Genomic DNA, 21,637 nt, shown 5'->3' with positions numbered 1-21,637 from the left:
GACGAGGTAAAAATGGCTCACGCCAGTTCCACCGTCGTCACCATATAACCCGCATCGCGGAGCGCCGCGACGAGGCTGTCGAGATGCTCGCGGTCGCGCGCTTCGCATTCGATGTCGGTGATCAGGCCCTTGGCGGGCAGCGTCGTGAAGATGCGCTGGTGATAGATTTCGATGATGTTGACCTGTTTCTCGTCGAACAGCTTCATCACCTTGAACAGCGCGCCGGGACGATCCTGCAAGCGGATACGCAGCCGGGCAATGCGGCCCGAGCGCGCGAGGTCGCGCAGCAGCACGTTCGCGAGCAGCCGCGTGTCGATATTGCCGCCGGTGAGCACCAGCCCCACCTTGCGCCCCGCAAACTCCTCGGGATGCGCGAGCATCGCCGCCAGCCCCGCCGCCCCCGCGCCCTCGACCACTGTCTTTTCGATCTGGAGTAGCAGGCTGACCGCGCGCTCGAGATGGCGCTCGGCGACGAGTACGATGTCGTCGTTGAGTTCGCCGACAAGCTTGCGGGTATAGGCGCCGGGCTCCTTGACCGCGATACCCTCGGCCAGCGTATCGCCCTCGCACGCCATGTCGACGCCGTTGAGTTCGGCATACATCGACGGATACAGCTCGGCCTGCACGCCGACGAGGCGCATGTCATTCTTGATCCCGCGCGCCGCGGTGCCCATGCCCGCGAGCAGCCCGCCGCCGCCGATCGGCACGATCAGCGTGTCCAGCTCGGGCACATCCTCAAGCATTTCGAGCGCCACCGTCCCCTGTCCGGCCGCGACATGCGGATGGTCGAAGGGATGGACGAAGGTGAGGCCGCGTTCCTTTTCGAGCTCGCGCGCGTGGGCATAGGCGTCATCGAACTTTTCGCCGAACAGGACGATCGTCGCGCCGTGGCTCGCGGTCTGCGACACCTTCACCTGCGGCGTCGTGCTCGGCATCACAATGGTGACGGGAACGCCCAGCCTTTTGCCATGATAGGCCAGGCCCTGCGCATGATTGCCCGCCGATGCCGCGATCACGCCGCGCGCGCGCGCTTCGGGGTCCATCAGCAGCAGCGCGTTCAATGCGCCGCGTTCCTTGTACGCCGCGGTGAATTGCAGATTCTCGAACTTCAGCCACACCTCGGCGCCGACCATTTCGGACAGCGTCTGCGAATGGAGCGTGGGCGTGCGAACCACCGCGCCGTTAATTCGCCCCGCCGCCGCGCGCACATCGTCCAATGTGATCGTCGGAAAATCGGCGGCGGAGGTCAGGGTGAGTTGATCAGTCATAACGTTTGGCGCCCTAGCCCATCTGGCGCGCGAAGCAAACAATGCTATGGACCGCGCATGAGCGAACAAAAATTGCGTATCAGCTTCATCGGCACCGGCGTCATGGGCGGGCCGATGGCGGGTCACCTCGTCCGGGCGGGCCATCACCTCACCGTCTATAATCGCACGCGCGCCAAGGCCGATGCGTGGGTGGCGCAGCATGGCGGCGCGGTCGCCGTCACTCCGGCCGACGCCGCGCGCGACGCCGACGTCGTCCTCAGCTGCGTCGGTAACGACGACGATCTCGCGCAAGTCACGCTGGGCCGCGACGGCGCGTTCAAGGCGATGCGCAAGGGTTCGCTATTCGTCGATCACACCACCGTCTCCGCGCGCATCGCGCGCCAGCTGTCGGTCGAGGCCGAGGGGCTGGGCCTGCTCTGCCTCGACGCGCCCGTTTCGGGCGGCGAAGCGGGCGCGCAGAACGGCACGCTCTCGATCATGTGCGGCGGGACGAAAGCGGCGTTCGAGGCCGCCGAGCCGGTGATGCAGGCCTATGCCGCGCGCATGGTGCATATCGGCGGCCCCGGCGCGGGGCAGACGACGAAGATGGTCAACCAGATCGCGATCGCCGGGGTGATACAGGGCCTGTCCGAAGCCTTGCGCTTCGCGCAGGCGTCGCGGCTCGACACCGATAAAGTGTTCGAAGCCGTCTCGGGCGGCGCCGCGGCGAGCTGGCAGATGCTCAACCGCTGGGGCACGATGGCGAAGGACGAGTTCGACTTTGGCTTCGCGGTCGACTGGATGCGCAAGGACCTCGGCCTCGCGATCGACGAAGCGCGCGTCAACGGCGCGACCCTCCCGGTCGCAAGCCTCGTCGACCAATTCTACGCCGATGTGCAAAAGGCCGGCGGCGGGCGCAAGGACACGAGTTCGCTCGTGACGAGGCTGCCGAAATGAAGCGCCTGATCCTGACCGCGCTGGCGCTCACCCTCGCCGCCCCCGCGCACGCCGACACGCTGGTCGACAATGTCAACGGCATCACGCTCGACAAGGACGGCAAGCTCGTCCGCTTCACCGGGCTCGTCATCGACACGCAGGGCAAGGTCAAGCAGCTGCTCGATCGCAAGGACAAGCGCCCCGAACGCCCCGATTTCAAACAGGACGGCCAGGGCAAGACCCTGATCCCCGGGCTTATCGACGCGCACGGCCATGTCATGGGGCTCGGCTTTCAGCTGATGCTGCTCGACCTCAGCGGCACCAACAGCCTCGCCGAAGCGCAAGCGGCGATCCGCAAATATGCCGCCGACAATCCCGAAATGCCGTGGATCATCGGGTCGGGCTGGAATCAGGAGAAATGGGGCCTCGGCCGCTTCCCGACCGCCGCCGACCTCGACGCCGCGGTGCCGGACCGCCCCGTGTGGCTCGAACGCGTCGACGGCCATGCGGGGTGGGCGAACAGCGCGGCGATGACCGCCGCGAAGATCACCCCTGCGAGCAAGTCGCCCGAAGGCGGCCGCATCGAAATGGACGGCGGCAAGCCGAGCGGCGTTTTCGTCGACGCGGCGATGGCGCTGGTCAACAGCGCCAAGCCCAAGCCGCTCGCGCGCGACCTCGACCGTGCGCTCTATCTGGCGCAGCAGAAGCTGCTCGAACAGGGCATCACGACGATCGCCGACATGGGAACGACGATCGAGGAATGGCAATCCTATCGCCGCGCCGGCGACAAGAAACAGCTCGCGGTGCGGATCCTCAGCTATGGCGGCGACATCGACAATATGGCGATCATCGCCGGGTCCGAACCGACGCCCTGGCTCTATGACGACCGGCTTCGCATGGTCGGGGTGAAGCTCTATCTCGACGGCGCGCTGGGATCGCGCGGCGCCTGGCTGAAGGCGCCCTATAGCGACGCGACGGGGCAAAAGGGCCTGCCCCTGCTCACCCCCGCGCAGCTCCGCAACAAGATGGTGCGCGCGTCGATGGACAAGTTCCAGGTCGCGATCCACGCGATCGGCGACGCCGCCAATGCCGAGGCGCTCGACGCGATCACCGACCTTACCGCCGACCTGCCCGGCGAGCGCCGCTGGCGCATCGAACATGCGCAGATCATCGACCCCATCGACATCCCGCGCTTCGCCACCCTCAAGGTGATCGCCTCGATGCAGCCCGTCCACCAGACGAGCGACCGCGTGATGGCCGAGGCGCGCCTAGGCCCCGACCGCCTCAAGGGCGCCTATGCGTGGCGCAGCCTCCAGAATGCCGGCGCGCGCCTCGCCTTCGGTTCGGACGTCCCCGTCGAAAGCGCCAACCCCTTCCCCGGCATCGCCGCCGCCATCTCGCGCACCGATGCCAAGGGCGAGCCCTTCGGCGGCTGGCGCCCCGAGGAGGCGGTCAGCCGCGAGACCGCGCTCGACGGCTTCACGCGCACCGCAGCCTTCGCCGGGTTCGCCGAGGACCGGATCGGCACGCTGATGCCCGGAATGCGCGCCGACTTCCTGATCATCGACGCCGACCCGATGCTCGCGAGCCCCGACGAGATCCGCCGCATGACCCCGCTCGAAACCTGGATCGGCGGCTATCGCTATTACAAGAAAAGCGAGGGCGCGACCGTTGGCCGCTGACACGCCGACCCGCCGCGCGCTGCTGACCGGCCTCGCCGCCCTCCCCGTCGCGGCGAGCGCCGCCGCGGCCGCGGCCGAGCGCAAGGAACGCCGCTCGAAAAAGCGCAAGCCCGCCAGGCCCAAGATCCAGCATGTCGATGTCGCGATCGTCGGTGCGGGGGTGTTCGGCGCGTGGACCGCGTGGCACCTCTTGCGCGCGGGCAAGTCGGTACGCCTGTTCGATGCCTATGGCGCGGGCCATGCGCGCAGCTCGTCGGGCGGGGCCAGCCGGGTCATCCGCATGGGCTACGGCGCCGACGCCCTTTATTCGGAGATGGCGCGCGACTCGCTCAAATATTGGAAAGAGCTCTCCGACACCGCGAGCGCGCCGATCTTTCACAACACCGGCGTGCTATGGTTCGCGCCGCAGGGCGACAGCTACACCGCCCAGTCGCTCGCCTGGCTGCAGGCGAACCGCGTCGGCCACGAGCATGGCGACGTCAGCTGGCTGCAGAACAAATATCGCCAGATCCAATTCTATCAGGGCGAAACCGGCATCCTCGAGACCGAGGCGGGCGCGCTGATCGCCGCGCGCGGCGTGCAGGAAGTGATCGCCGACGCCCAGATCGCGGTCGAGCGCGTCGTCATGCCCGCGCCGCTCTTTTCAAAACGCATTAAGAAGCACACGCTCCCCGACGGCGGCACCGCCGATCACCTCGTCTACGCGGCCGGCCCGTGGCTCGCCGAACTCTTCCCGCAACAATTGATGCACAAGATCGTCGCGACGCGGCAGGAAGTTTATCATTTCGGCGCGCCGCAGGGCGACAGCCGCTTCGCCCCGCCCGCGCTTCCTGTCTGGGCCGACTTCAACAACGGCCGTATCGTCTATGGCATCCCCGATCTCGAAGGGGCCGGCTTCAAGATCGCGTTCGACACGCACGGTCCGGTGATCGATCCCGATACGCTCGAACGCCAGCTCACCCCCGCGGGTATCGCCGAAGCGCGCGCCTATGTCGCCCGGCGCTTTCCCGGCCTCGCCAACGCGCCGCTGATCGGCGGCCGCGTCTGCCAATATGAGAATAGTTCGAACGGCGATTATCTGATCGACCGCTTTCCGGGGCAGGAACGCGTCTGGCTCGTCGGCGGCGGATCGGGCCACGGCTTCAAGAACGGCCCCGCGGTGGGCAAACGCGTCGCGGCGCATATTCTCGACGCGAACCTCGCAGTCGAACCGCGCTTCAGCTTCGCGACCAAGGGGACGGTGGCGGCGCGGACGGTGTTTTGAGCCTCGTCATTGCGAGGAGCGAAGCGACGAAGCAATCTCCAGCCATCACCCTTGCGCAAGATTGAGGGCTGGAGATTGCTTCGCTACGCTCGCAATGACGGGATAAATGCGGGGCCGAAATGAAACTCACCGACTGCCACAATATCGACGATTTCCGCGCGCTCGCGAAGCGGCGCCTGCCGTGGCCGGTGTTCGATTATATCGACGGCGCCGCCGATGACGAGGTCACTCGCCGCCGCAATCGCGCCGCGTTCGACGATTGCGACCTCATCCCGCGCGTCCTCGCCGGGGTCGAAAGCGTCGACATGCGAACGACCTTGTTCGGGCGCGAGATGGCGATGCCGCTCTTCCTCTCGCCCACCGCGCTCCAGCGCCTGTTCCACTGGCAGGGCGAACGCGCCGTCCTCCGCGCCGCCGCGAACGCCGGCACGGTCGCGGGCATATCGAGCCTCGCGACGATCAGCCTTGCCGAGGCCGGCGCGCTGACCGATGGCCCCAAGCTTTTCCAGCTCTACGTCCACCACGACGAGGGCCTCAACAAGGCGATGCTCGACGCCGCGCGCGACGCGAAGTTCGACGCCGTCGCGCTCACCGTTGATACCATAGTCGGCGGCAACCGCGAACGCTGCCTGCGCTCGGGCTTCACCTCGCCGCCGCGCTTCACCGCATCGAACATGCTGAGCTACGCCGCCAAGCCCGGCTGGGGCCTCAACTATATCCTCCGCGAAAAATTCAGCCTGCCGAACCTCGCGACGCATGTGTCTGAAGGATCGAGCGTCCCCAAGTCGGTCGCCGAATATTTCACCTCGATGCTCGACCAGAGCCTCGACTGGAAACGCGCCGAGGCGATCCGCAAGCAATGGGACGGTCCCTTCTGCCTCAAGGGCATCGTCGCGGTCGAGGATGCGAAGCGCGCCGTCGATATCGGCGCGACCGCGATCATGGTGTCGAACCACGGCGGGCGCCAGCTCGACGGCAGCATTTCGCCCTTCGACGCGCTCACCGACATCGTCGATGCGGTCGGCGACAAGGTCGAGGTGATCTGCGACGGCGGCATCACGCGCGGCACGCATGTGCTCAAAGCGCTATCGGTCGGCGCGAAGGCCTGCTCGGGGGGGCGCCTCTATCTTTATGCGCTTGCGGCAGCGGGCGAGGACGGCGTCGCGCGCGCCATCGCACTGCTCCGGGCCGAGATGGAGAGGGGCATGAAGCTGATGGGAGCGAAAAGCCTCGCCGATCTCGGCGCCGGCAACCTGCGCTGGCGCTGAAACCGGGCAAGCGGGGCGGCCTCCCCCTGAGACCGCCCCGGTGCCGGCGTCAGAAAGAGACGCCGAGCGTGAAGATCACGGCGCCATCGGCACCGACCGATTCCTTGTAGCCAAGCGCTTTGGGCGCATCGGTATTCACATAGGCGACGCTGCCGGTGAGCATCTTGTAGCTCGCCGACACGCCGATCGAATAGTCGATGACTTCGCCGTCGGCGCCGCCCAGGAAGCTGTCGCTTTTCGAGAAGCCGATGTGGCCGTTCAGGCTGAACGGCGTGCTCGGGATCGCGACGCCCGCGTCGGTATAGATATAGACGCCGCTGTCGTCGCCGAGCGAATCCTGCCCGCCGGGAGCCCAGGCGATGCCGGTCTTGACCGAAGCGGGGCCGAGGTTGCCCTTGACCGAGAAATAGGGCTCGATGATCGAGCTGTTGGCGGTGCCGGGATAAAGATAGAGGGTCGCGCCGATGTCGGCGGTCAGGCCCGGAACGACCTCGGTCGAATAGCCGCCGAAAACGTCGATCTCGGTGCCGTTGGCAAAGCCGATGCTCGATCCCCAGGTGCCGACATACAGCCCGCTGTCGTGGCTGATACCGAAGCCGCCCTGGATCGCCGCTTCTTCGTTCGACTGGCTGAAGCCGCGAAAACGATAGTCGCTGACGACGGTGGCGCTGCCGGTGATGGTGATGCCGTCGTCCGATTCTTCGTCTTGGGCGAAGGCGGGCGTGGACATGGCCGAAGCCGCGAGGAGCATGCCGAAGCACGCACGGGAAAGATTCTTCATGGACAGATCCCTGTATCAAGATTGATGGATCGTCCCTGCCTGCCGCACGACGGCCAGCCTCTTTTCGGGCCGATCCGGTCTTGCGTGCCACCTCTCTTCCCGAAATTGCTGCGCCGCACAAACAAAAAAGTCATCGCGAGCGCATCTTCACTACCCGATGCGACTTTTTTGCAACATATGATTATATGATACCGGTTTCATTCGTAACAATCGTTCAGTCGCGGGAAACCGGCGCGAAAAAGGGGACGGCCTCCCCCGAAGCCGCCCCCTTCACGCGTGGTCGCCGACGCGTCAGGCGTTCAGAAAGAAACGCCGAGCGTGAAGACCACGGTTGGATCGTAAAGCGTGTCGAAGGCTTTCACCCCCGTCTTCTTGATGTCGGTATCGATATATTGCGCCGACAGCGTCGCGGGCCCGATGATGTAGGACGCGCCGACCGACCAGTCGACATAATTGCCGTCGGGCGCGGTCAGTGCCAACGAGCCGTCGGCATAGCCGACCCCGGCGTTGAGCGTGACAGGCGTGTTCGGGATGCCATAGCCCAGGCCCAGGTTGAGGTACCAGCTGTCGTCGCCGAGCGACTTCTGGTCCCAGGCATAGGCGACCATGCCCGTCGCCGAAATCGGGCCGATGTCGTGCGACAGCTTGCCGATGGCCTCGAAATAATCGGTCGGCGCGCCGCCGTCGTCGCTCCCCGGATAGGTATACCAGGTGACGCCGACGTCGACCGTTGTGCCGGGCGCGATTTCGGTCGCATAGCCGCCGTAAAGGTCGAGCTCGAACTTGCCATAGGCGGGGCTGTCGGGAAGCGAAGATCCCCACACGCCCGCATAAAGGCCGCTTTCGTGGCTGACCGTCAGCGTCGGCTGCACCGCGACCTTTTCGTTCGACAGCGAAATGCCGCGGAAACGATAGTCGGTGGTGACGGCGATACCACCCGAAAGCGTGACCGGACCCGCTTCGCCGATCGCCTCGTCCTGCGCGAAGGCGGGCGTCGACATCGCCGACGCGGCAAGCAGCAGGCCAAGGCAGCCCTTGTTGAAAAATGTCATGGCAGATCCCCTCTCTGGTCTCATGGATCGTTCCGCCTGCGGTGCGCGTCCCGGCTTCTCGATGGGGCCGTGTGACGACGAACCGCGCAAAAATTGCCGATTACGCTGCAACGCACAACCGAAATTGTCCTTCGCGGCCATTCGGCGACGGACTGTTGCTTTCCCGCAACAAGCCGAAAGGGACGCGAGCGACGGCACTCGGCTTTGCCAATCGGCCGCAGGACGGCTAAAGAGCGCGCACATCCCCTTCCGTCGAGCGACAATCATGAGCGATCACAATCCCGGCCTGCGCCCCTGGCGTGACATTTCCAGACGCGAGTGCCGCCAGATCATGGTCGGCGGCGTCCCCGTCGGCGGCGGCGCGCCGATCAGCGTCCAGACGATGACCAACACGTTGACGAGCGACCCGGTGGCGACGATCGACCAGATTCGCCGCTGCGAGGAGGCCGGCGCCGACCTGATCCGCGTCTCCTGCCCCGACACCGAATCGACCGCAGCGCTCGGCCAGATCGTCCGTGCGGCGCGGATTCCGATCATCGCCGACATCCATTTCCACTACAAACGCGCGCTCGAAGCCGCCGACGCCGGCGCCGCCTGCCTGCGCATCAACCCCGGCAATATCGGCTCCTCCGAACGCGTTGGCGAAGTCGTCCGCGCCGCCAAGGCGAACGGCTGTGCGATCCGCATCGGTGTCAACGCCGGGTCGCTCGAAAAGGATCTGCTCGAAAAATATGGCGAGCCCTGCCCCGAGGCGCTCGTCGAAAGCGCGCTCGACCATATCAAGCTGCTCCAGGACCATGATTTCCACGAATATAAGGTCGCGGTAAAGGCGAGCGACGTCTTCCTCGCGGTCGCCGCCTATGCGCAGCTCGCCGACGCGGTCGACTGCCCGCTCCACCTCGGCATCACCGAGGCCGGCGGGCTGATCGGCGGCACGGTGAAAAGCGCGCTCGGCATCGGCAACCTGCTGTGGGCCGGCATCGGCGACACAATCCGCGTCAGCCTCTCGGCCGAACCCGAAGAGGAAGTGCGCGTCGGCTACGAAATCCTCAAATCGCTGGGCCTGCGCACCCGCGGCGTCCGCGTCGTCTCCTGCCCCAGCTGCGCGCGGCAGGGCTTCGACGTCATCCGCACCGTGCAGGCGCTCGAGGATGCGCTCGGCCACATCAAGACCCCGATGTCGCTCTCGGTATTGGGCTGCGTCGTCAACGGCCCCGGCGAGGCGCGCGAAACCGACATCGGCATCACCGGCGGCGGCAACGGCAAGCATATGGTCTATCTGTCGGGGGTCACCGACCACCATGTCGCCGACGCCGACATGATCGGCCATATCGTCAAGCTGGTCGAAGCAAAGGCGGCCGAGATCGAGACGGGCAGCTCGGTAAGCATGGACGTGGCGCACGGCAAGGCGGCGTGATGCTCTCGATCCGCCCCGCCGTGCCCGCCGACCTGCCGCTGATCGCGCAGTTCATCCGCGACCTCGCCGACTATGAAAAGCTCGCGCACGAGGTCCGCTTCGACGAAGCCAAGCTGGCCGCCAACCTGTTCGGCCCACGCCCCTATGCCGAAGTCGTAATCGGCGAGTTGGACGGCGCACCGCAGGGCTTCGCACTCTTCTTCCACAATTTCTCGACCTTCGAGGGGCGCCCCGGCATCTATCTCGAAGACCTGTTCGTCCGCCCCGAAGCGCGCGGATCGGGGCTCGGCAAGGCGCTGCTCGCGCATCTCGCCAAGCTATGCGTCGAACGCGACTGCGCGCGCCTCGAATGGTGGGTGCTCGACTGGAACACCCCGTCGATCGGTTTCTACCAGAAGCTCGGCGCCAAGCTGATGGACGAATGGACCGTGATGCGCGTCGATGGCGATGCGCTCACCAAGCTCGCGGGCTCCTGACTTCCAAATCCCGTTCGCATCGAGCGAAGTCGAGACGCCCATTGGTTATGTGCAACCTCCCGGTGTCCCGACTTCGCTCGACACAAACGGAACAGAGGGTCGTCCCACGCGTTCCCCCGCCATGTTCGACCACACCGGAATCGTCGTCGGCGACCTTGCCCGCGCCCGTGCCTTCTACGAGGCGATCGGCAAGCCGCTCGGCCTCGTCACCGCCGACAACGGCGAACAGGCCTTCGTCTTCGGAAAGAGCAGGGAAGAACCGATCCCCTATCTCTGGGTCGGCACGCTCCGCCCGAGTTATTGGGCCGAAGGCTCGCGCACCGGCATCAACCAGATGCACATCGCCTTCATCGCGCCGTCGAAGGACGCGGTGCAGGCGTTCCATGCAGCGGGCATCGCCGCGGGCGGCACCGACCATGGCGCGCCCGGCCCGCGCGAGGGCGCCGCGGGCTATTATGGCGCCTTCCTGCTCGATCCCGACGGCAACAATATCGAGGCCGCTTTTCGCGACAATTTGCCCTATCTGCGCCCGGATTAGCAGCCGTCGGGAAAGTCCCTCCGGATAATAGCGAACGATTACAGCACGCCGGTGCCGCCGTTTGCGAGCCCCCTCGAATCATGCTTTCCTGTCGCCGGGCCGCGCCTTTCCGAGCGAGTCGGGCTCCCTCAGCGGGAGCCGGCGACAACAGGGGAAATAGCATGAACAGGATGATGTTCGCCGCTTCGGCGGCCCTTTTCGTCATGGCGACGGCGCCGGTCGCCGGCGCCCAGATGCCGACATGGTCGGCCGAGCAGGCCGAGGCATGGAAAATCGTCGAGCAAAGCTGGGTCGACGATGTCGCGCAGAACGGCAAATGGCCCGCCAACTATGCCGATCCGCAGATGATCACCTGGTCGTCCGAATTCGCCGCACCGCGCGGCAAGGATGCGACCGTCCGCTGGACCAAGTTCCAGACGACACAGGGCAAGGTCATCCAATATGAGCTGGCCCCGCAATCGATCTCGCTCAGCGGCAACACCGCCGTCGTCACCTATGCGCTGACCGTGGTCAGCCAGCGCGGCACCGAAAAGCCCGACTGGGGCAAGGAAGCGATCGTCGAAACGCTGGTGCGCGGCGACGGCGGCTGGAAATTCCTCGCCTCGACCAGCTTCGCGCTCGGCAAATAGGCGCGCGCGGCGGTCAGCGCGCGCCGCGCGGCCGCCGCCGTTCCATCGGCCAGCTCGGCATATGCGCGTCGGAGAGCGCCTTCGCCTCGGTGGGCGCGATGCCCAGGTCGGTGAGCGCGCGCGTCAGCGCTTCGGCGGGCGGCACCGCGATGTCGGGCAGCACCCCCTCGCCCTCCCAATCCTTCCCCGTGACCGGGTCATAGGTGCGCCCGACCGGGATGAAGGCGCCATAGCCGCCGCCCAGATCCTCGCCGCGCCCGAAATGATTGGCGCCCGCGGTCGGCGCGCCGACCAGCGTGCCGCGCCCCGTATGCTTCATCGCCAGCGCGAAATGCTCGGCCGCCGACGCGCTCGCGCCCGATGTCAGCACATAGACCTTGGCATCGCGCAGCCGCGCGTCGGCATTCGGCGTCGCCCAATGCTCGCGCGCGATCATGCCCGCGTCGCCCTTCGCCATCCGCATCGAGGCGATACCCGCGATCGGCGACCCGCCCTCGGCATCGACCGAGGCGCGCGTCGCCATCGTCACCAGCCGCGTTTCCTTGCCGAACAACCAGGGGAAAATCACGTCCATCTGGTCGAGCCCGCCGCCATTGTGCGTGCGGATGTCGAATATGATCGCCTTGGCATCGGCATGGTCGGCCATGAACTTCGCCGCCTGAGCGGTCACCGCATCGTCCATCGGAAAGACGTTGAACCGCACGAAAGCAATCCCCGGCGCGATCCAGCCCGCCTGCTCGACGGGCAGCTTGGGCGGGCGCCGCACCGGCGCCGCACCGCCCGGTGCGGGCGCCGCTGCGCCCGCCGCCGCTTCGGGCACGCGCAGCCGCAAATGGCCGTCGGGTGACACCGCGTTGACGTCGCTGTCGATCGCCGAACCCAGCGCCTCGCCGGAGAGTCCCCGGTAGCGACCCGCCGCGATCGCGGCGCGTATTGCATCGGCATAGCGCTGGCCCGTTTCGGGATAGACATAATCGCGCTCGAGCAGCGCCGCATAGGTCTCGGCGACCTGATCGGCGCCGGCCTCGTCGGCTGCAAACGCGGGAGACGGCGCAAGCAAGGGGACCGCAGCCATAGCGGCAGCGAGCAACAACGCAGGCAAAATATGCGACGAACGAATCATTCCAGTCTCCCATCCAGCCCCGGCCGGATCGGAGTGTATCATGTTAGCAATACAGATCAACTACATTTGTAGTCGGTAATTATTTCCGGCGCGCGAACCAGACCAGCACCACGCCCACCACCGCCATCACGACGCCGTTGCGCGTCCAGACCGTATCGCCGAGCATGAAGCTGCTCGCCGGCCAACGCACGATGTCGAGCCCCTGCAACGCCCACAACCCGCCGACGAGGATCATCGCCACGCCGACGATCGCCAATATGCCTTTCAACGCGCCCATGCCCGCTCTCCCCCTATTTGCGCTGGAGACCGATCAGCGGCCGCAGCCAGCCGATGCTGCGCCCGATCGCATAGAAAAGCCAGCAGCCGATGACCGTCGCGGCAACCAATATCAGGAATGACGGCATCGCGCTCACCCCGGCGCGAAGCAAATACCAGCCGACCGCGACGATGATCGTCTGATGGATGATGTAAAAGGGAAAGACCGCCTCGGCGAGCATCGCGCGCTTCGGATGGTCGCGATTCCCGTATCGGTCGGCGATCCCGACCAGCGCGACGATCGTCGCCCAGCCCTGCACCAGCCGTACGACCATGAACGGCGTGATCACCCCCGCTGGCGGCGGCCCGTCGCCCGGCGCCGCCCACATCGCCCAGGCGATAGTGGCATAGGCGGCGACCGCCAGCACCGCCGCCGCGGGCCAGCAGCGCGCCACGGCCTCGAACAGCCCCGGGCGCACACGCAGCAGCCAGCCGATGAAGAAGGGGACGAGGAAATGAAGGTGCGCCGGCCCGTCGTCGACGAGCGCGTGCGTGTCGCGATGCCCCGGAAAGAGGAACAGGATGAAGAGCCACGCGGCGAAGGGCGTGGCGAGCATCCCCCATCCGTCCAACCAGCGCGCGACGGCATCGGCGATGCGCGCGCACACCGGCGCCGGAAGGACGGCGAGCAGCAGCGCGGCCAGCGCAGTATAGGCAAACAGATAGACGACGAACCACAGATGCTGCCACGTCGGCAGCACGATGCCTTCCAGCGACCCGAAGCGGAAATAATCGTGGAGCCAGAAATGCCCGAAGCTTCCCGAATATCCATGCTGGGTGACAAGCTCGATCCACGGCTGCACCGGGATGATAACGACCATGCCAAAGGCGAGCGGGACCAGCAGCCGCGCGCTCCGCGACCGCATGAACGCCCCCGCGCCGCCCATCTTGGCGAACAACGCCGCGCTCGCATAGCCCGAGACGAGAAACAGCAGCGGCAGCCGCCAGCTGTTCGTCGCCATCATCGGGATCTGCACCCAGTCCCTCGGCTGCGCGATCTTCACATGCCAGCCCCACGGCACGAAATACATGCCGATATGATAGAAGATCAGCAGGGCGAACGCGCCGATGCGCAGCCAGTCCATGCCATAATGCCGTGTCCCGTTCATCGCCGCGAATCTCCTTTGCCGGGGCCTGCCACAGCCTCTAATCGGAAAGGCGGCCGACGGGCGATCCCGGCGGGACGAGATGCGGAGCCGGTGTGACGGAAAAGGATGGGCGTGGGACAAGCGGCGGCGGAGCCGGGACGGACGGGTTCACCCCGCGCGTGCTGACCCTGCTCGCGTTCGGCGTGCTGCTCGCCTACGGGCTCATCCGCATCACCTCGAACGTCTATTCCTATCTTGCCGACCGCCACGCCTTCGGCCGCGAAGTGCCTGCGTCGACCGCGTGGACCTACGAAAGCACCAGCCTCCTCGCCTGGTCGCTGATGATGATCGCCTGCTGGTTCAGCGTGCGCTTCTTTCGCCCCCCGCGCTTCGGCTGGGGCACGACGGCGGCGATCCACGCCGCGCTCGCGATCCCGGTGTCGCTCGGCCATATCGCGCTGATGGTGGGCTTTCGCATGCTCGCATGGCGGCTGTCGGGCGGCACCTATCATTTCGAATCGCCCGACGGCACGCCGATCCTGTATGAATTGCGCAAGGATCTCGCGACCTATGCCGAGCTCATCCTGCTCATCTTCCTGATGCAGTGGCTGATCGCGCGCTACGCCGCCCCGCCGGCGGAAACCACACCCCGCGCCACGCTCGCGATCGGCGACGGATCGGTGACGCACCACCTGCCGATCGCGGAGATCGAGCATGTCGCTGCGGCGGGCAATTATGTCGAGATCGCGTGGCGCGGCCAGCGCCTGCTGCACCGCGCCACGCTCTCGGCCATCGAGGCCGAACTGGCAGAGGCGGGCTTCGCGCGCATCCACCGCAGCCGCCTCGTCCGCAAGGATGCGGTGCGCCGCGTCGTCACTCACAAGAGCGGCGATTTCGACGTCGAACTCGAAAGCGGCGAGACGCTGCGCGGCAGCCGCCGGTTCCGGGAGAATGTCGAGGGGTAACGCCCGTCATTGCTTCGCCGCGCTCGCAATGACGAGATTATCGCACCACCCGCCACGCCAATTCCGCAAACTCGCACAGCAGCGGCCGCGTTTCGCGCGGGTCGATGATATCCTCGACCCCGAATTTCTCCGCCGTCCGGAACGGCGAGCGCACCCGGTTCAATCGCGCGCGGATCGCCTCCAGATGCGCCGCCGGATCCACGGCGGCCTCGAGCTCGCTCTTGTATGCGACCTCGACCCCGCCCTCGATCGGCAGGCTGCCCCAGTCGCCCGACGGCCAGGCGAAGCGATACTGGAAACGCTCGGCATTCGACATCGCGCTCCCCGCGATCCCGTAGGCGCGGCGCACGACGACCGACGCCAGCGGCACGCTCGCGCGATAGATCGCGTTCATCGCCTGCACCCCGTAGCGGATTGTCCCCGTCCGCTCGGCCTCGCCGCCGATCATGAAACCCGGATTGTCGACCAGGTGGACGATCGGCAGCCGGAACTGGTCGGCCATTTTTACGAAACGCTCGGCCTTCTCGCTCGTCTTCGCGTCCCAAGACCCGCCGAGATAGGAAGGATCGCTCGCGAGTACGGCAACCGGATAGCCGTCCAATCGCGCAAACGCGGTGATCACCGCCCGCCCCCAGCGCGCGCCCATCTCGAAAAAACTGCCCTGATCGAACACCGCACCGGTAATCCGTCGCATCGAATAGACCTGCTTCGCCTCGCGCGGCACGATCGACAGGAGCGAACCCTCGCGCCGGTCGACCGGATCGCTGCATTCGGTCCTGAGCGCCCGGTCGTGGATCGACGACGGCAGGTACGACAGGAAGCGCCGCGCCGCCGCGAACGCCTCGGCCTCGCTCGCCACCTCGTCATCGACGACCCCGTTGCGCGTATGCACGTCGGTCCCGCCCAGCTCCTCGCGACCAAGCGTATCGCCGATCGCTGCCGCCACCGCCGGCCCCGCAGCGAACAGCTGCGACAGCCCGCGCACCATCACGCTGTAATGGCTCGCGACGACGCGCGCCGCGCCGAGCCCCGCGGTCGGCCCGAGCGCGAGCGCGACCACCGGCACCGTATCGAGGTTCGCGATGATCTCATGCCATCCCGGCACATGCGGGATATAGGTATAGCCCATATCCTCGAGCGTCTTGACCGATCCGCCGCCGCCGGTGCCGTCGATCATGCGGATCAGCGGCAGGCGATATTCATGCGCCATCGCCTCGCACTGGACGAACTTGCGGTGCAGCGCCGCATCGGCCGCGCCGCCGCGTACGGTGAAATCGTCGGCCGAGGCGACCACCGGCCGCCCGCCCACATTCGCGCGCCCGAAGATGAAATTGCTTGGCGCGAGGTCTTCCAGCTCGCCATCGGCGCCATATGTCCCGCGCCCCGCGATCTTTCCGATCTCGCGAAAGCTGCCTTGGTCGACGATCCCCGCGATCCGCGCCCGCGCATCCATCTTGCCGCGCCCATGCTGCCGCGCGACCTTTTCCTCGCCGCCCATCTTCTCGGCCATCGCGCGGCGATGCCCGAGTTCGTCAATCTCTTTTTCCCAGCTCATAGGGCAAAGGCTATCTTACGTTGACGGAAACGTCATGCAAAACCTATCGTCGGCAAATGAAGCACCCGATCACCCTCGCCTTCGCTACCGCGCTGCTCGCGCTTGCGCCCGCCACAGCCGGCGAGAAGCGCACGATCCCCGGCGTCGAGGATGCCTATAAGAGCGACGCTTTCGTCGCCGACCCGATGCCCGCGATCGACGCCGCGCTCGTCAACGCCCGGCAATCGGGTAAGCCCGTCCTCCTCGTCATGGGCACCGGCGGCTGCCACGACAGCGCCTGGCTCGCCAACCTGATCGCCACCGACCGCTTCGCGCCCGTCCGCGACCGCTACGAGATCGTCTATGCCGACATCGGCATGCCGCATGTGAAGGGCTGGGGCCGCAATCCCGAAGTGGCGAAGCGCTTCGGCTTCCGGATCAAGGGCACGCCCACCGTCGCGGTGCTCGACGCCGAAGGCCATGTCCTCAACCGCAAGGCCGCCCCCAAATGGCGCAACGCCGCGAGCCGAAGCGACGACGACATCTATGATGAACTGATGAATTAGGGAGAGAGACATGGCCGAGATGAACCTTACGGGGCGCGTCGCGCTCGTCACCGGCGCCTCGCGCGGCATCGGCCGCGGCATCGCGATCGGCCTCGCCGAAGCCGGCGCAGACGTCGCGGTCAACTATACGCGCGGCGAAGAGGCCGCCGCCGAAACCGTCGCCGCGATCGAGGCACTCGGCCGCAAGGCCAAGGCCTATCAGGCGTCGGTCACCGACGAAGCCGCGTGCGCCGCGATGGTCGCTGCGATCGAGGCCGACTTCGGCGCCATGTCGATCCTGATCAACAACGCCGGCATCGCCAGCCGCGGGCTTTCCGTCGCCGAAACGACCCCCGAGGAGGTCGACAAGCTCTTCGCCGTCCACGCCGCCGGCCCGCACCGCCTCAGCCGCCTCGCGCTGCCGCAGCTCCGCACCCACGCACGCAGCGACATCATTATCATCTCGAGCATCGCGACCTATGTGAACTCGCCGAACGGCGCCCCCTACACGATGGCGAAAGCGGCGGGCGAAGCCCTCGCGCTCACGCTCGCCAAGGAGGAACTCGCGAACGGCGTCCGCGTCAACATCGTCGCCCCCGCGCTCACCGTCAGCGACATGGGCGAAAAGCTTTCGCGCGCGATCACCGGCAATGCGGACATCCATCACCTCGACACCAAAATGCCCTTCGGCCGCGTCGCCGTCCCCGCCGATGTCGCCGCGGCGGTCGTGTGGTTCGTCAGCGATGCGAACAGCTATTGCTCGGGGCAAAAGCTCAACATCGACGGTGCCGGGCAGGCGACATTTCGATAGTGCCAAACCCTCTCCCCTTGGGGGAGAGGGATGCGAAGACTTGCCAGCTTGCTGGCTAGTCGAAGCTGGGTGAGGGGTATGCGAGCCATAGGCTCGCGCGGAGCTTTGCTCCGCTCACCCTCATCCAACTCCGCCTAACCGCTTCGCGGCAAGGCTGCGTATCCTTCTCCCCTCAAGGGAGAAGGTAGAATAAAGCCCCCACCATGCGCCCCGATTCGCCCTCGCCCATCCTCCCCTTCCTGATCGCGTGCGCGGGCATCGCGACCTTTTCGGCGATGGACGTGCTGATGAAGGGGCTGTCGATCGACATCGGCGCGTATAACGCCGTGCTCTGGCGCACCGGCACCGGCACGCTCCTTGCGGGCGCGCTCTATTTCGCCAGCCGCCCGAAATGGCCCGGCAAGGCGACGATGCGAATCCACGCCTGGCGCTCGCTGTTCGTCGCGGGCATGGCGCTCAGCTTCTTCTGGGCGCTCGCGCGGCTGCCGATGGCGGAGGCGATCGCGCTCGCCTTCGTCGCGCCGCTGATGGCGCTCTATATGGCCGCGATCTTTCTGGGCGAAAAGATCGGCCCGCGCTCGATAGCCGCCTCGGCGCTCGGCCTGTGCGGGGTGATCGTCATCGTCGCGGGCAAGCTCGGCGGCAGCGATTATTCGGACGAGGCTCTATTGGCCGTCGGCGCCGTGTTCCTGTCGGCCATCTTCTACGCCTACAACCTCATCCTCGCGCGGCGGCAGGCGAAGATGGCCGAGCCGATGGAAATCGCCTTTTTCCAGAATTTCTTCGTCGCCGCGATCCTCGCCATCGGCGCGCCTTGGTTCCTCGCCGTTCCCGGCGCGGAGCAAGCCCCGAATATCGCTGGCGCCGCGATCCTCGCGACCACCTCGCTGCTGCTCCTGAGCTGGGCCTATGCCCGCGCCGAAACCCAGATCCTCGCGACCACCGAATATACCGGCTTCCTCTGGGCGATGCTGTTCGGCTGGTTCTTTTTCGACGAAGCGGTGACGCTGCCGACCTTCGCCGGCGCGCTGCTGATCGTCGTCGCCTGCCTCATCGTCGCGCGCAAGGCGCCGCACGGCGACCCGATCGAACCTGCGGCGGCGTAATCTCCCCTCCCATTTCTGGGAGGGGGTCGGGGGAGGGCATGTCGATATCGGGAGTTGCCGAAACAGGCCCTTCCCTAACCCCTCCCGCAAGCGGGAGGGGGACTTAAACCGCCGCCCGCGCCAGCCTGTCATTAATCGCCGCGCCCAGCCCCTCGACCGGGATCGCCGCCACCGCGATCTTCGGCTTGGCGCTCGCTGCCCCCGCGTGCAGCGCATCGAACAGACGCGCCGCCGCCTCCGTCAGATCGGCCCCGGCGCTCAGGTCATAATCGCCCCGAACCGCGCCGAACCCGATTCCGAACTCATCGTCGGCGAACGCCACCGCCCCCAGCCGCACCGGCTTCCCCGGCGCATAATGGCTCGCGAGCATCCCCGGCGCGACGATCTCCGATCCCTGCACCCCCCTCGCGGGCAAGCCGCTCGCGTCGGCGAGCATCTTCGCCGTGACCGGCCCCGGCCGCAATATCTCGACCGCGCCGTCCGTCACGCGCGCGATCGTCGATTCGACCCCCGCGTTCGTCGGCCCGTCGTCGATCACCAGCGCGATCCGCCCGTCAAGGCTCGCCAGCACATGCTCAGCCCTGGTCGGGCTCACCCGCCCGCTCGCATTGGCGCTCGGCGCCGCGAGCGGCGCGCCCGATGCGGCGAGCAAAGCCTGCATCGCGCGATGCCCCGGCACCCTCAGCGCAATCGTGTCGAGCCCCGCCGTCGCGATGCTGGCGACCGGGCAGGCCGCCGTTCGCGGCACCACCAAAGTCAGCGGCCCCGGCCAGAAGCGCGTCGCGAGCGCGCGCTCGACGGGTCCGAACTGCCCCAGCGTCTCGGCGACGCCAAGCGTCGGCACATGGACGATCAGCGGGTTGAAATCGGGCCGCCCCTTCGCGGCATAAATCCGCGCGACGCCGTCGGCGCTCCGCGCATCGGCGGCGAGGCCGTAGACCGTCTCGGTCGGCACCGCGACCGGCTGCCCGGCCGCGATCAGCGCCGCCGCCTCGGCGATCGCAGCGCTATCGAACGCGCGAACGAGTGTGGGATTTGAGGCATGGGCCATGCCGCGCTATAGCGCCCGCGCAACGATATTCACCAGCAAAGTGCCCGGCCCATGACCTATACACCGCCCACCACCGAACAGCTCTTCGTCCTCAATCATATCGCGCGCGTCGATGCCATGGCGCAGCACGAGCGTTTCGCCGCCGCGACCCCCGACATGGTCGAGGCGATCGTCGCCGGCATCGGCGAATTCGCCGCCGACGTCTATGCGCCGCTCAACCGCGTCGGCGACACGCAGAACCCCAAATGGCAGGACGGCAAGGTCACCATGCCGCCGGGCTTCAAACAGGCCTATCAACAGTTCGTCGAGGCCGGCTGGGGCAGCATCGACGGCCCCGGCGCCTATGGCGGGCAGGATCTGCCCTTCACGCTCGCGACCGTGGTGATCGAGGCGCTCGGCAGCGCCAACATGGGCTTTTCGCTCTGCAGCATACTGACGCCGGGCGCGATCCACGCGCTGATGGCCTATGGCACCGAGGAACAGCGCCAGACCTGGCTTCCCAAGCTGATCACCGGCGAGTGGAACGGCACGATGAACCTGACCGAGCCCGCCGCGGGCAGCGACGTCGGCGCGCTCCGCTCGACCGCCGAAAAGATCACCGAGGGCGAGCACGCGGGCCTCTACCGGATCAAGGGCCAGAAAATCTTCATCACCTTCGGCGAGCATGACCTGACCGACAATATCGTCCACCTCGTCCTCGCGCGCACCCCCGGCGCTCCCGAGGGGACGCGCGGTATCTCGCTCTTCCTCGTCCCCAAATACCGCCTTGATGCGGAGGGCAATCCGACGATCAGCAACGGCGTCCATTGCGCCTCGATCGAGCACAAGCTCGGTATCCACGGCTCGCCGACCGCCGTCATGGTCTATGGCGAGGACGAGGATTGTCTCGGCGAAATCGTCGGCGACGAAATGGGCGGCATGCGCGCGATGTTCGTGATGATGAACAACGCGCGCCTGATGATCGGCTGTCAGGGCATCCAGATCGGCGAGCGCGCGACGCAACAGGCGCAGCGCTTCGCCGCCGAGCGCGTCCAATCGGCGCTCGCGGGCTCGCCCGACCGCAACCCCGTCACGATCGACCGGCACCCCGACGTGCGCCGGATGCTGTGGCGCATGCGCGCGCAGACCGAGGCGGCGCGTGCGCTGACCTATTATGCCGCGGCGCAGATCGATTTCGGCAAATTGGGCGACGAAGCCGCCGCGATGCGCGCCGACATATTGATCCCGCTGGTCAAGGCGCACGCCACCGACATCGGCTGCGAGGTCGCGAGCCTCGGCATTCAGGTCCATGGCGGCATGGGCTTCATCGAGGAAACCGGCGCCGCGCAGCATTATCGCGACGCGCGTATCGCGCCGATCTATGAAGGCACCAACGGCATACAGGCCGCCGATCTGGTCGGACGCAAGCTCGGCATGGCGGGCGGCGACCTTGTCCGCGGCCTGATCGACGACATCGCGCACGGCGCCGCCGATTTCCCTGAACTCCAGCAGCTCGTCGATGCGTGCCGAGCCGTCACCGACTGGATGGTGAACGCGCCGACGGCGGACCGGCTCGCGGGCAGCTACCCCTATCTCACCATGCTCGCGACGGCGACGTGCGGCTGGTTGATGGCGATCCAGCACAGGGCGGCGCGCGCCGCGCTCGACGAAGGCGGCGGCGATGCCGCCTTTCTCGAAGCCAAGATCGTCTCGACGCGCTTCTACCTTCAGCAGATCGTCCCGGCGGCGACGGGGCTCGCGGCGTCGGCGCTCGCGGGCGACGCAGCGCTCGAAGCGCTGCCCGCAATCGCTTGAACTGCCCGGAATCCT

21 protein-coding genes are annotated in these 21,637 nt (G+C 66.8%); 13 read left to right on the top strand and 8 right to left on the bottom strand.

The genetic code is table 11. The annotated features are described in order from the left end of the window. Positions 1-17: 17 nt before the first annotated feature. Entirely contained in the window at positions 18-1,268 is a 1,251-nt protein-coding gene (locus HDC29_RS14430) for a threonine ammonia-lyase (protein ID WP_179498689.1), read from the bottom strand. A gap of 57 nt (positions 1,269-1,325) precedes the next feature. Here HDC29_RS14430 and HDC29_RS14425 point away from each other — a divergent pair, with 57 nt between their 5' ends. The 4 genes from HDC29_RS14425 (at position 1,326) to HDC29_RS14410 (ending at position 6,397) form a co-directional block, all read left to right on the top strand. Continuing rightward, positions 1,326-2,204 carry an NAD(P)-dependent oxidoreductase gene (locus HDC29_RS14425; RefSeq protein WP_179498687.1) on the top strand — a complete coding sequence of 293 codons (879 nt, stop codon included), beginning with the start codon at positions 1,326-1,328 and terminating at the stop codon, positions 2,202-2,204. Continuing rightward, positions 2,201-3,865 carry an amidohydrolase gene (locus HDC29_RS14420; protein WP_179498685.1) on the top strand — a complete coding sequence of 555 codons (1,665 nt, stop codon included), beginning with the start codon at positions 2,201-2,203 and terminating at the stop codon, positions 3,863-3,865. The genes HDC29_RS14425 and HDC29_RS14420 overlap by 4 nt, the downstream gene beginning before the upstream one ends. After that, on the top strand, positions 3,855-5,129 hold the full coding sequence (locus HDC29_RS14415; RefSeq protein ID WP_179498683.1) for an FAD-dependent oxidoreductase: 1,275 nt from the start codon (positions 3,855-3,857) through the stop codon (positions 5,127-5,129). Before HDC29_RS14420 ends, HDC29_RS14415 begins: the two co-directional genes overlap by 11 nt. A 119-nt stretch (positions 5,130-5,248) precedes the next feature. Then, complete coding sequence (locus tag HDC29_RS14410) at positions 5,249-6,397, top strand: alpha-hydroxy acid oxidase (RefSeq protein ID WP_179498680.1); 1,149 nt, start codon at positions 5,249-5,251, stop codon at positions 6,395-6,397. A gap of 49 nt (positions 6,398-6,446) precedes the next feature. On the opposite strand, the gene HDC29_RS14405 is transcribed toward HDC29_RS14410, so the two are convergent. Next, positions 6,447-7,178, bottom strand: a complete 732-nt coding sequence (locus tag HDC29_RS14405) for a TorF family putative porin (RefSeq protein WP_179498678.1) — start codon at positions 7,176-7,178, stop codon at positions 6,447-6,449. 299 nt (positions 7,179-7,477) lie between these two features. Continuing rightward, positions 7,478-8,230, bottom strand: coding sequence for a TorF family putative porin (locus HDC29_RS14400; protein ID WP_179498676.1), 753 nt, complete (start codon positions 8,228-8,230; stop codon positions 7,478-7,480). Positions 8,231-8,495: 265 nt separating this feature from the next. Here HDC29_RS14400 and ispG point away from each other — a divergent pair, with 265 nt between their 5' ends. The 4 genes from ispG to HDC29_RS14380 all read left to right on the top strand — a co-directional run bounded on the left by ispG (position 8,496) and on the right by HDC29_RS14380 (position 11,290). Continuing rightward, entirely contained in the window at positions 8,496-9,647 is a 1,152-nt protein-coding gene (gene ispG / locus HDC29_RS14395; RefSeq protein ID WP_179498674.1) for a flavodoxin-dependent (E)-4-hydroxy-3-methylbut-2-enyl-diphosphate synthase, read from the top strand. Further along, positions 9,647-10,123 (top strand): GNAT family N-acetyltransferase, encoded by a 477-nt coding sequence (locus HDC29_RS14390; protein ID WP_218844544.1) that lies wholly within the window; start codon positions 9,647-9,649, stop codon positions 10,121-10,123. The genes ispG and HDC29_RS14390 overlap by 1 nt, the downstream gene beginning before the upstream one ends. 121 nt (positions 10,124-10,244) lie before the next feature. Further along, entirely contained in the window at positions 10,245-10,661 is a 417-nt protein-coding gene (locus HDC29_RS14385; protein ID WP_179498670.1) for a VOC family protein, read from the top strand. A 161-nt stretch (positions 10,662-10,822) separates the two neighbouring features. Continuing rightward, entirely contained in the window at positions 10,823-11,290 is a 468-nt protein-coding gene (locus HDC29_RS14380) for a nuclear transport factor 2 family protein (RefSeq protein WP_179498668.1), read from the top strand. Positions 11,291-11,303: 13 nt separating this feature from the next. On the opposite strand, the gene HDC29_RS14375 is transcribed toward HDC29_RS14380, so the two are convergent. From HDC29_RS14375 to HDC29_RS14365, 3 genes are all read right to left on the bottom strand, one after another. After that, positions 11,304-12,413: a S41 family peptidase gene (locus HDC29_RS14375; protein ID WP_179498666.1), complete on the bottom strand. Its 1,110-nt coding sequence runs from the start codon at positions 12,411-12,413 to the stop codon at positions 11,304-11,306. 79 nt (positions 12,414-12,492) lie between these two features. Next, on the bottom strand, positions 12,493-12,690 hold the full coding sequence (locus tag HDC29_RS14370) for a hypothetical protein (protein ID WP_179498664.1): 198 nt from the start codon (positions 12,688-12,690) through the stop codon (positions 12,493-12,495). A gap of 13 nt (positions 12,691-12,703) precedes the next feature. Continuing rightward, complete coding sequence (locus tag HDC29_RS14365) at positions 12,704-13,837, bottom strand: acyltransferase family protein (protein WP_179498662.1); 1,134 nt, start codon at positions 13,835-13,837, stop codon at positions 12,704-12,706. 92 nt (positions 13,838-13,929) lie between these two features. Between HDC29_RS14365 and HDC29_RS19410 the strand changes: the two genes are divergently transcribed. Continuing rightward, complete coding sequence (locus HDC29_RS19410; protein WP_179498660.1) at positions 13,930-14,781, top strand: LytTR family DNA-binding domain-containing protein; 852 nt, start codon at positions 13,930-13,932, stop codon at positions 14,779-14,781. A gap of 37 nt (positions 14,782-14,818) precedes the next feature. On the opposite strand, the gene HDC29_RS14355 is transcribed toward HDC29_RS19410, so the two are convergent. Beyond that, entirely contained in the window at positions 14,819-16,336 is a 1,518-nt protein-coding gene (locus tag HDC29_RS14355; protein ID WP_179498658.1) for an acyl-CoA carboxylase subunit beta, read from the bottom strand. Between the two features lie 56 nt (positions 16,337-16,392). Between HDC29_RS14355 and HDC29_RS14350 the strand changes: the two genes are divergently transcribed. The 3 genes from HDC29_RS14350 to HDC29_RS14340 all read left to right on the top strand — a co-directional run bounded on the left by HDC29_RS14350 (position 16,393) and on the right by HDC29_RS14340 (position 18,777). Beyond that, positions 16,393-16,881 carry a thioredoxin family protein gene (locus HDC29_RS14350; RefSeq protein ID WP_179498656.1) on the top strand — a complete coding sequence of 163 codons (489 nt, stop codon included), beginning with the start codon at positions 16,393-16,395 and terminating at the stop codon, positions 16,879-16,881. A 10-nt stretch (positions 16,882-16,891) separates the two neighbouring features. Then, positions 16,892-17,671 (top strand): SDR family NAD(P)-dependent oxidoreductase, encoded by a 780-nt coding sequence (locus HDC29_RS14345; RefSeq protein WP_179498654.1) that lies wholly within the window; start codon positions 16,892-16,894, stop codon positions 17,669-17,671. Positions 17,672-17,874: 203 nt separating this feature from the next. Beyond that, on the top strand, positions 17,875-18,777 hold the full coding sequence (locus tag HDC29_RS14340; RefSeq protein ID WP_179498652.1) for a DMT family transporter: 903 nt from the start codon (positions 17,875-17,877) through the stop codon (positions 18,775-18,777). Between the two features lie 103 nt (positions 18,778-18,880). On the opposite strand, the gene HDC29_RS14335 is transcribed toward HDC29_RS14340, so the two are convergent. After that, positions 18,881-19,828 carry an L-threonylcarbamoyladenylate synthase gene (locus HDC29_RS14335; RefSeq protein WP_179498650.1) on the bottom strand — a complete coding sequence of 316 codons (948 nt, stop codon included), beginning with the start codon at positions 19,826-19,828 and terminating at the stop codon, positions 18,881-18,883. Positions 19,829-19,879: 51 nt separating this feature from the next. Here HDC29_RS14335 and HDC29_RS14330 point away from each other — a divergent pair, with 51 nt between their 5' ends. Then, positions 19,880-21,622, top strand: a complete 1,743-nt coding sequence (locus HDC29_RS14330; RefSeq protein ID WP_179498647.1) for an acyl-CoA dehydrogenase — start codon at positions 19,880-19,882, stop codon at positions 21,620-21,622. The last annotated feature ends 15 nt before the right edge of the window (positions 21,623-21,637 follow it).

The sequence above is a fragment of the Sphingopyxis sp. JAI108 genome (assembly GCF_013410105.1).
Lineage (GTDB): Bacteria > Pseudomonadota > Alphaproteobacteria > Sphingomonadales > Sphingomonadaceae > Sphingopyxis > Sphingopyxis chilensis.
This window is presented reverse-complemented; position numbering and strand designations above follow the sequence as displayed.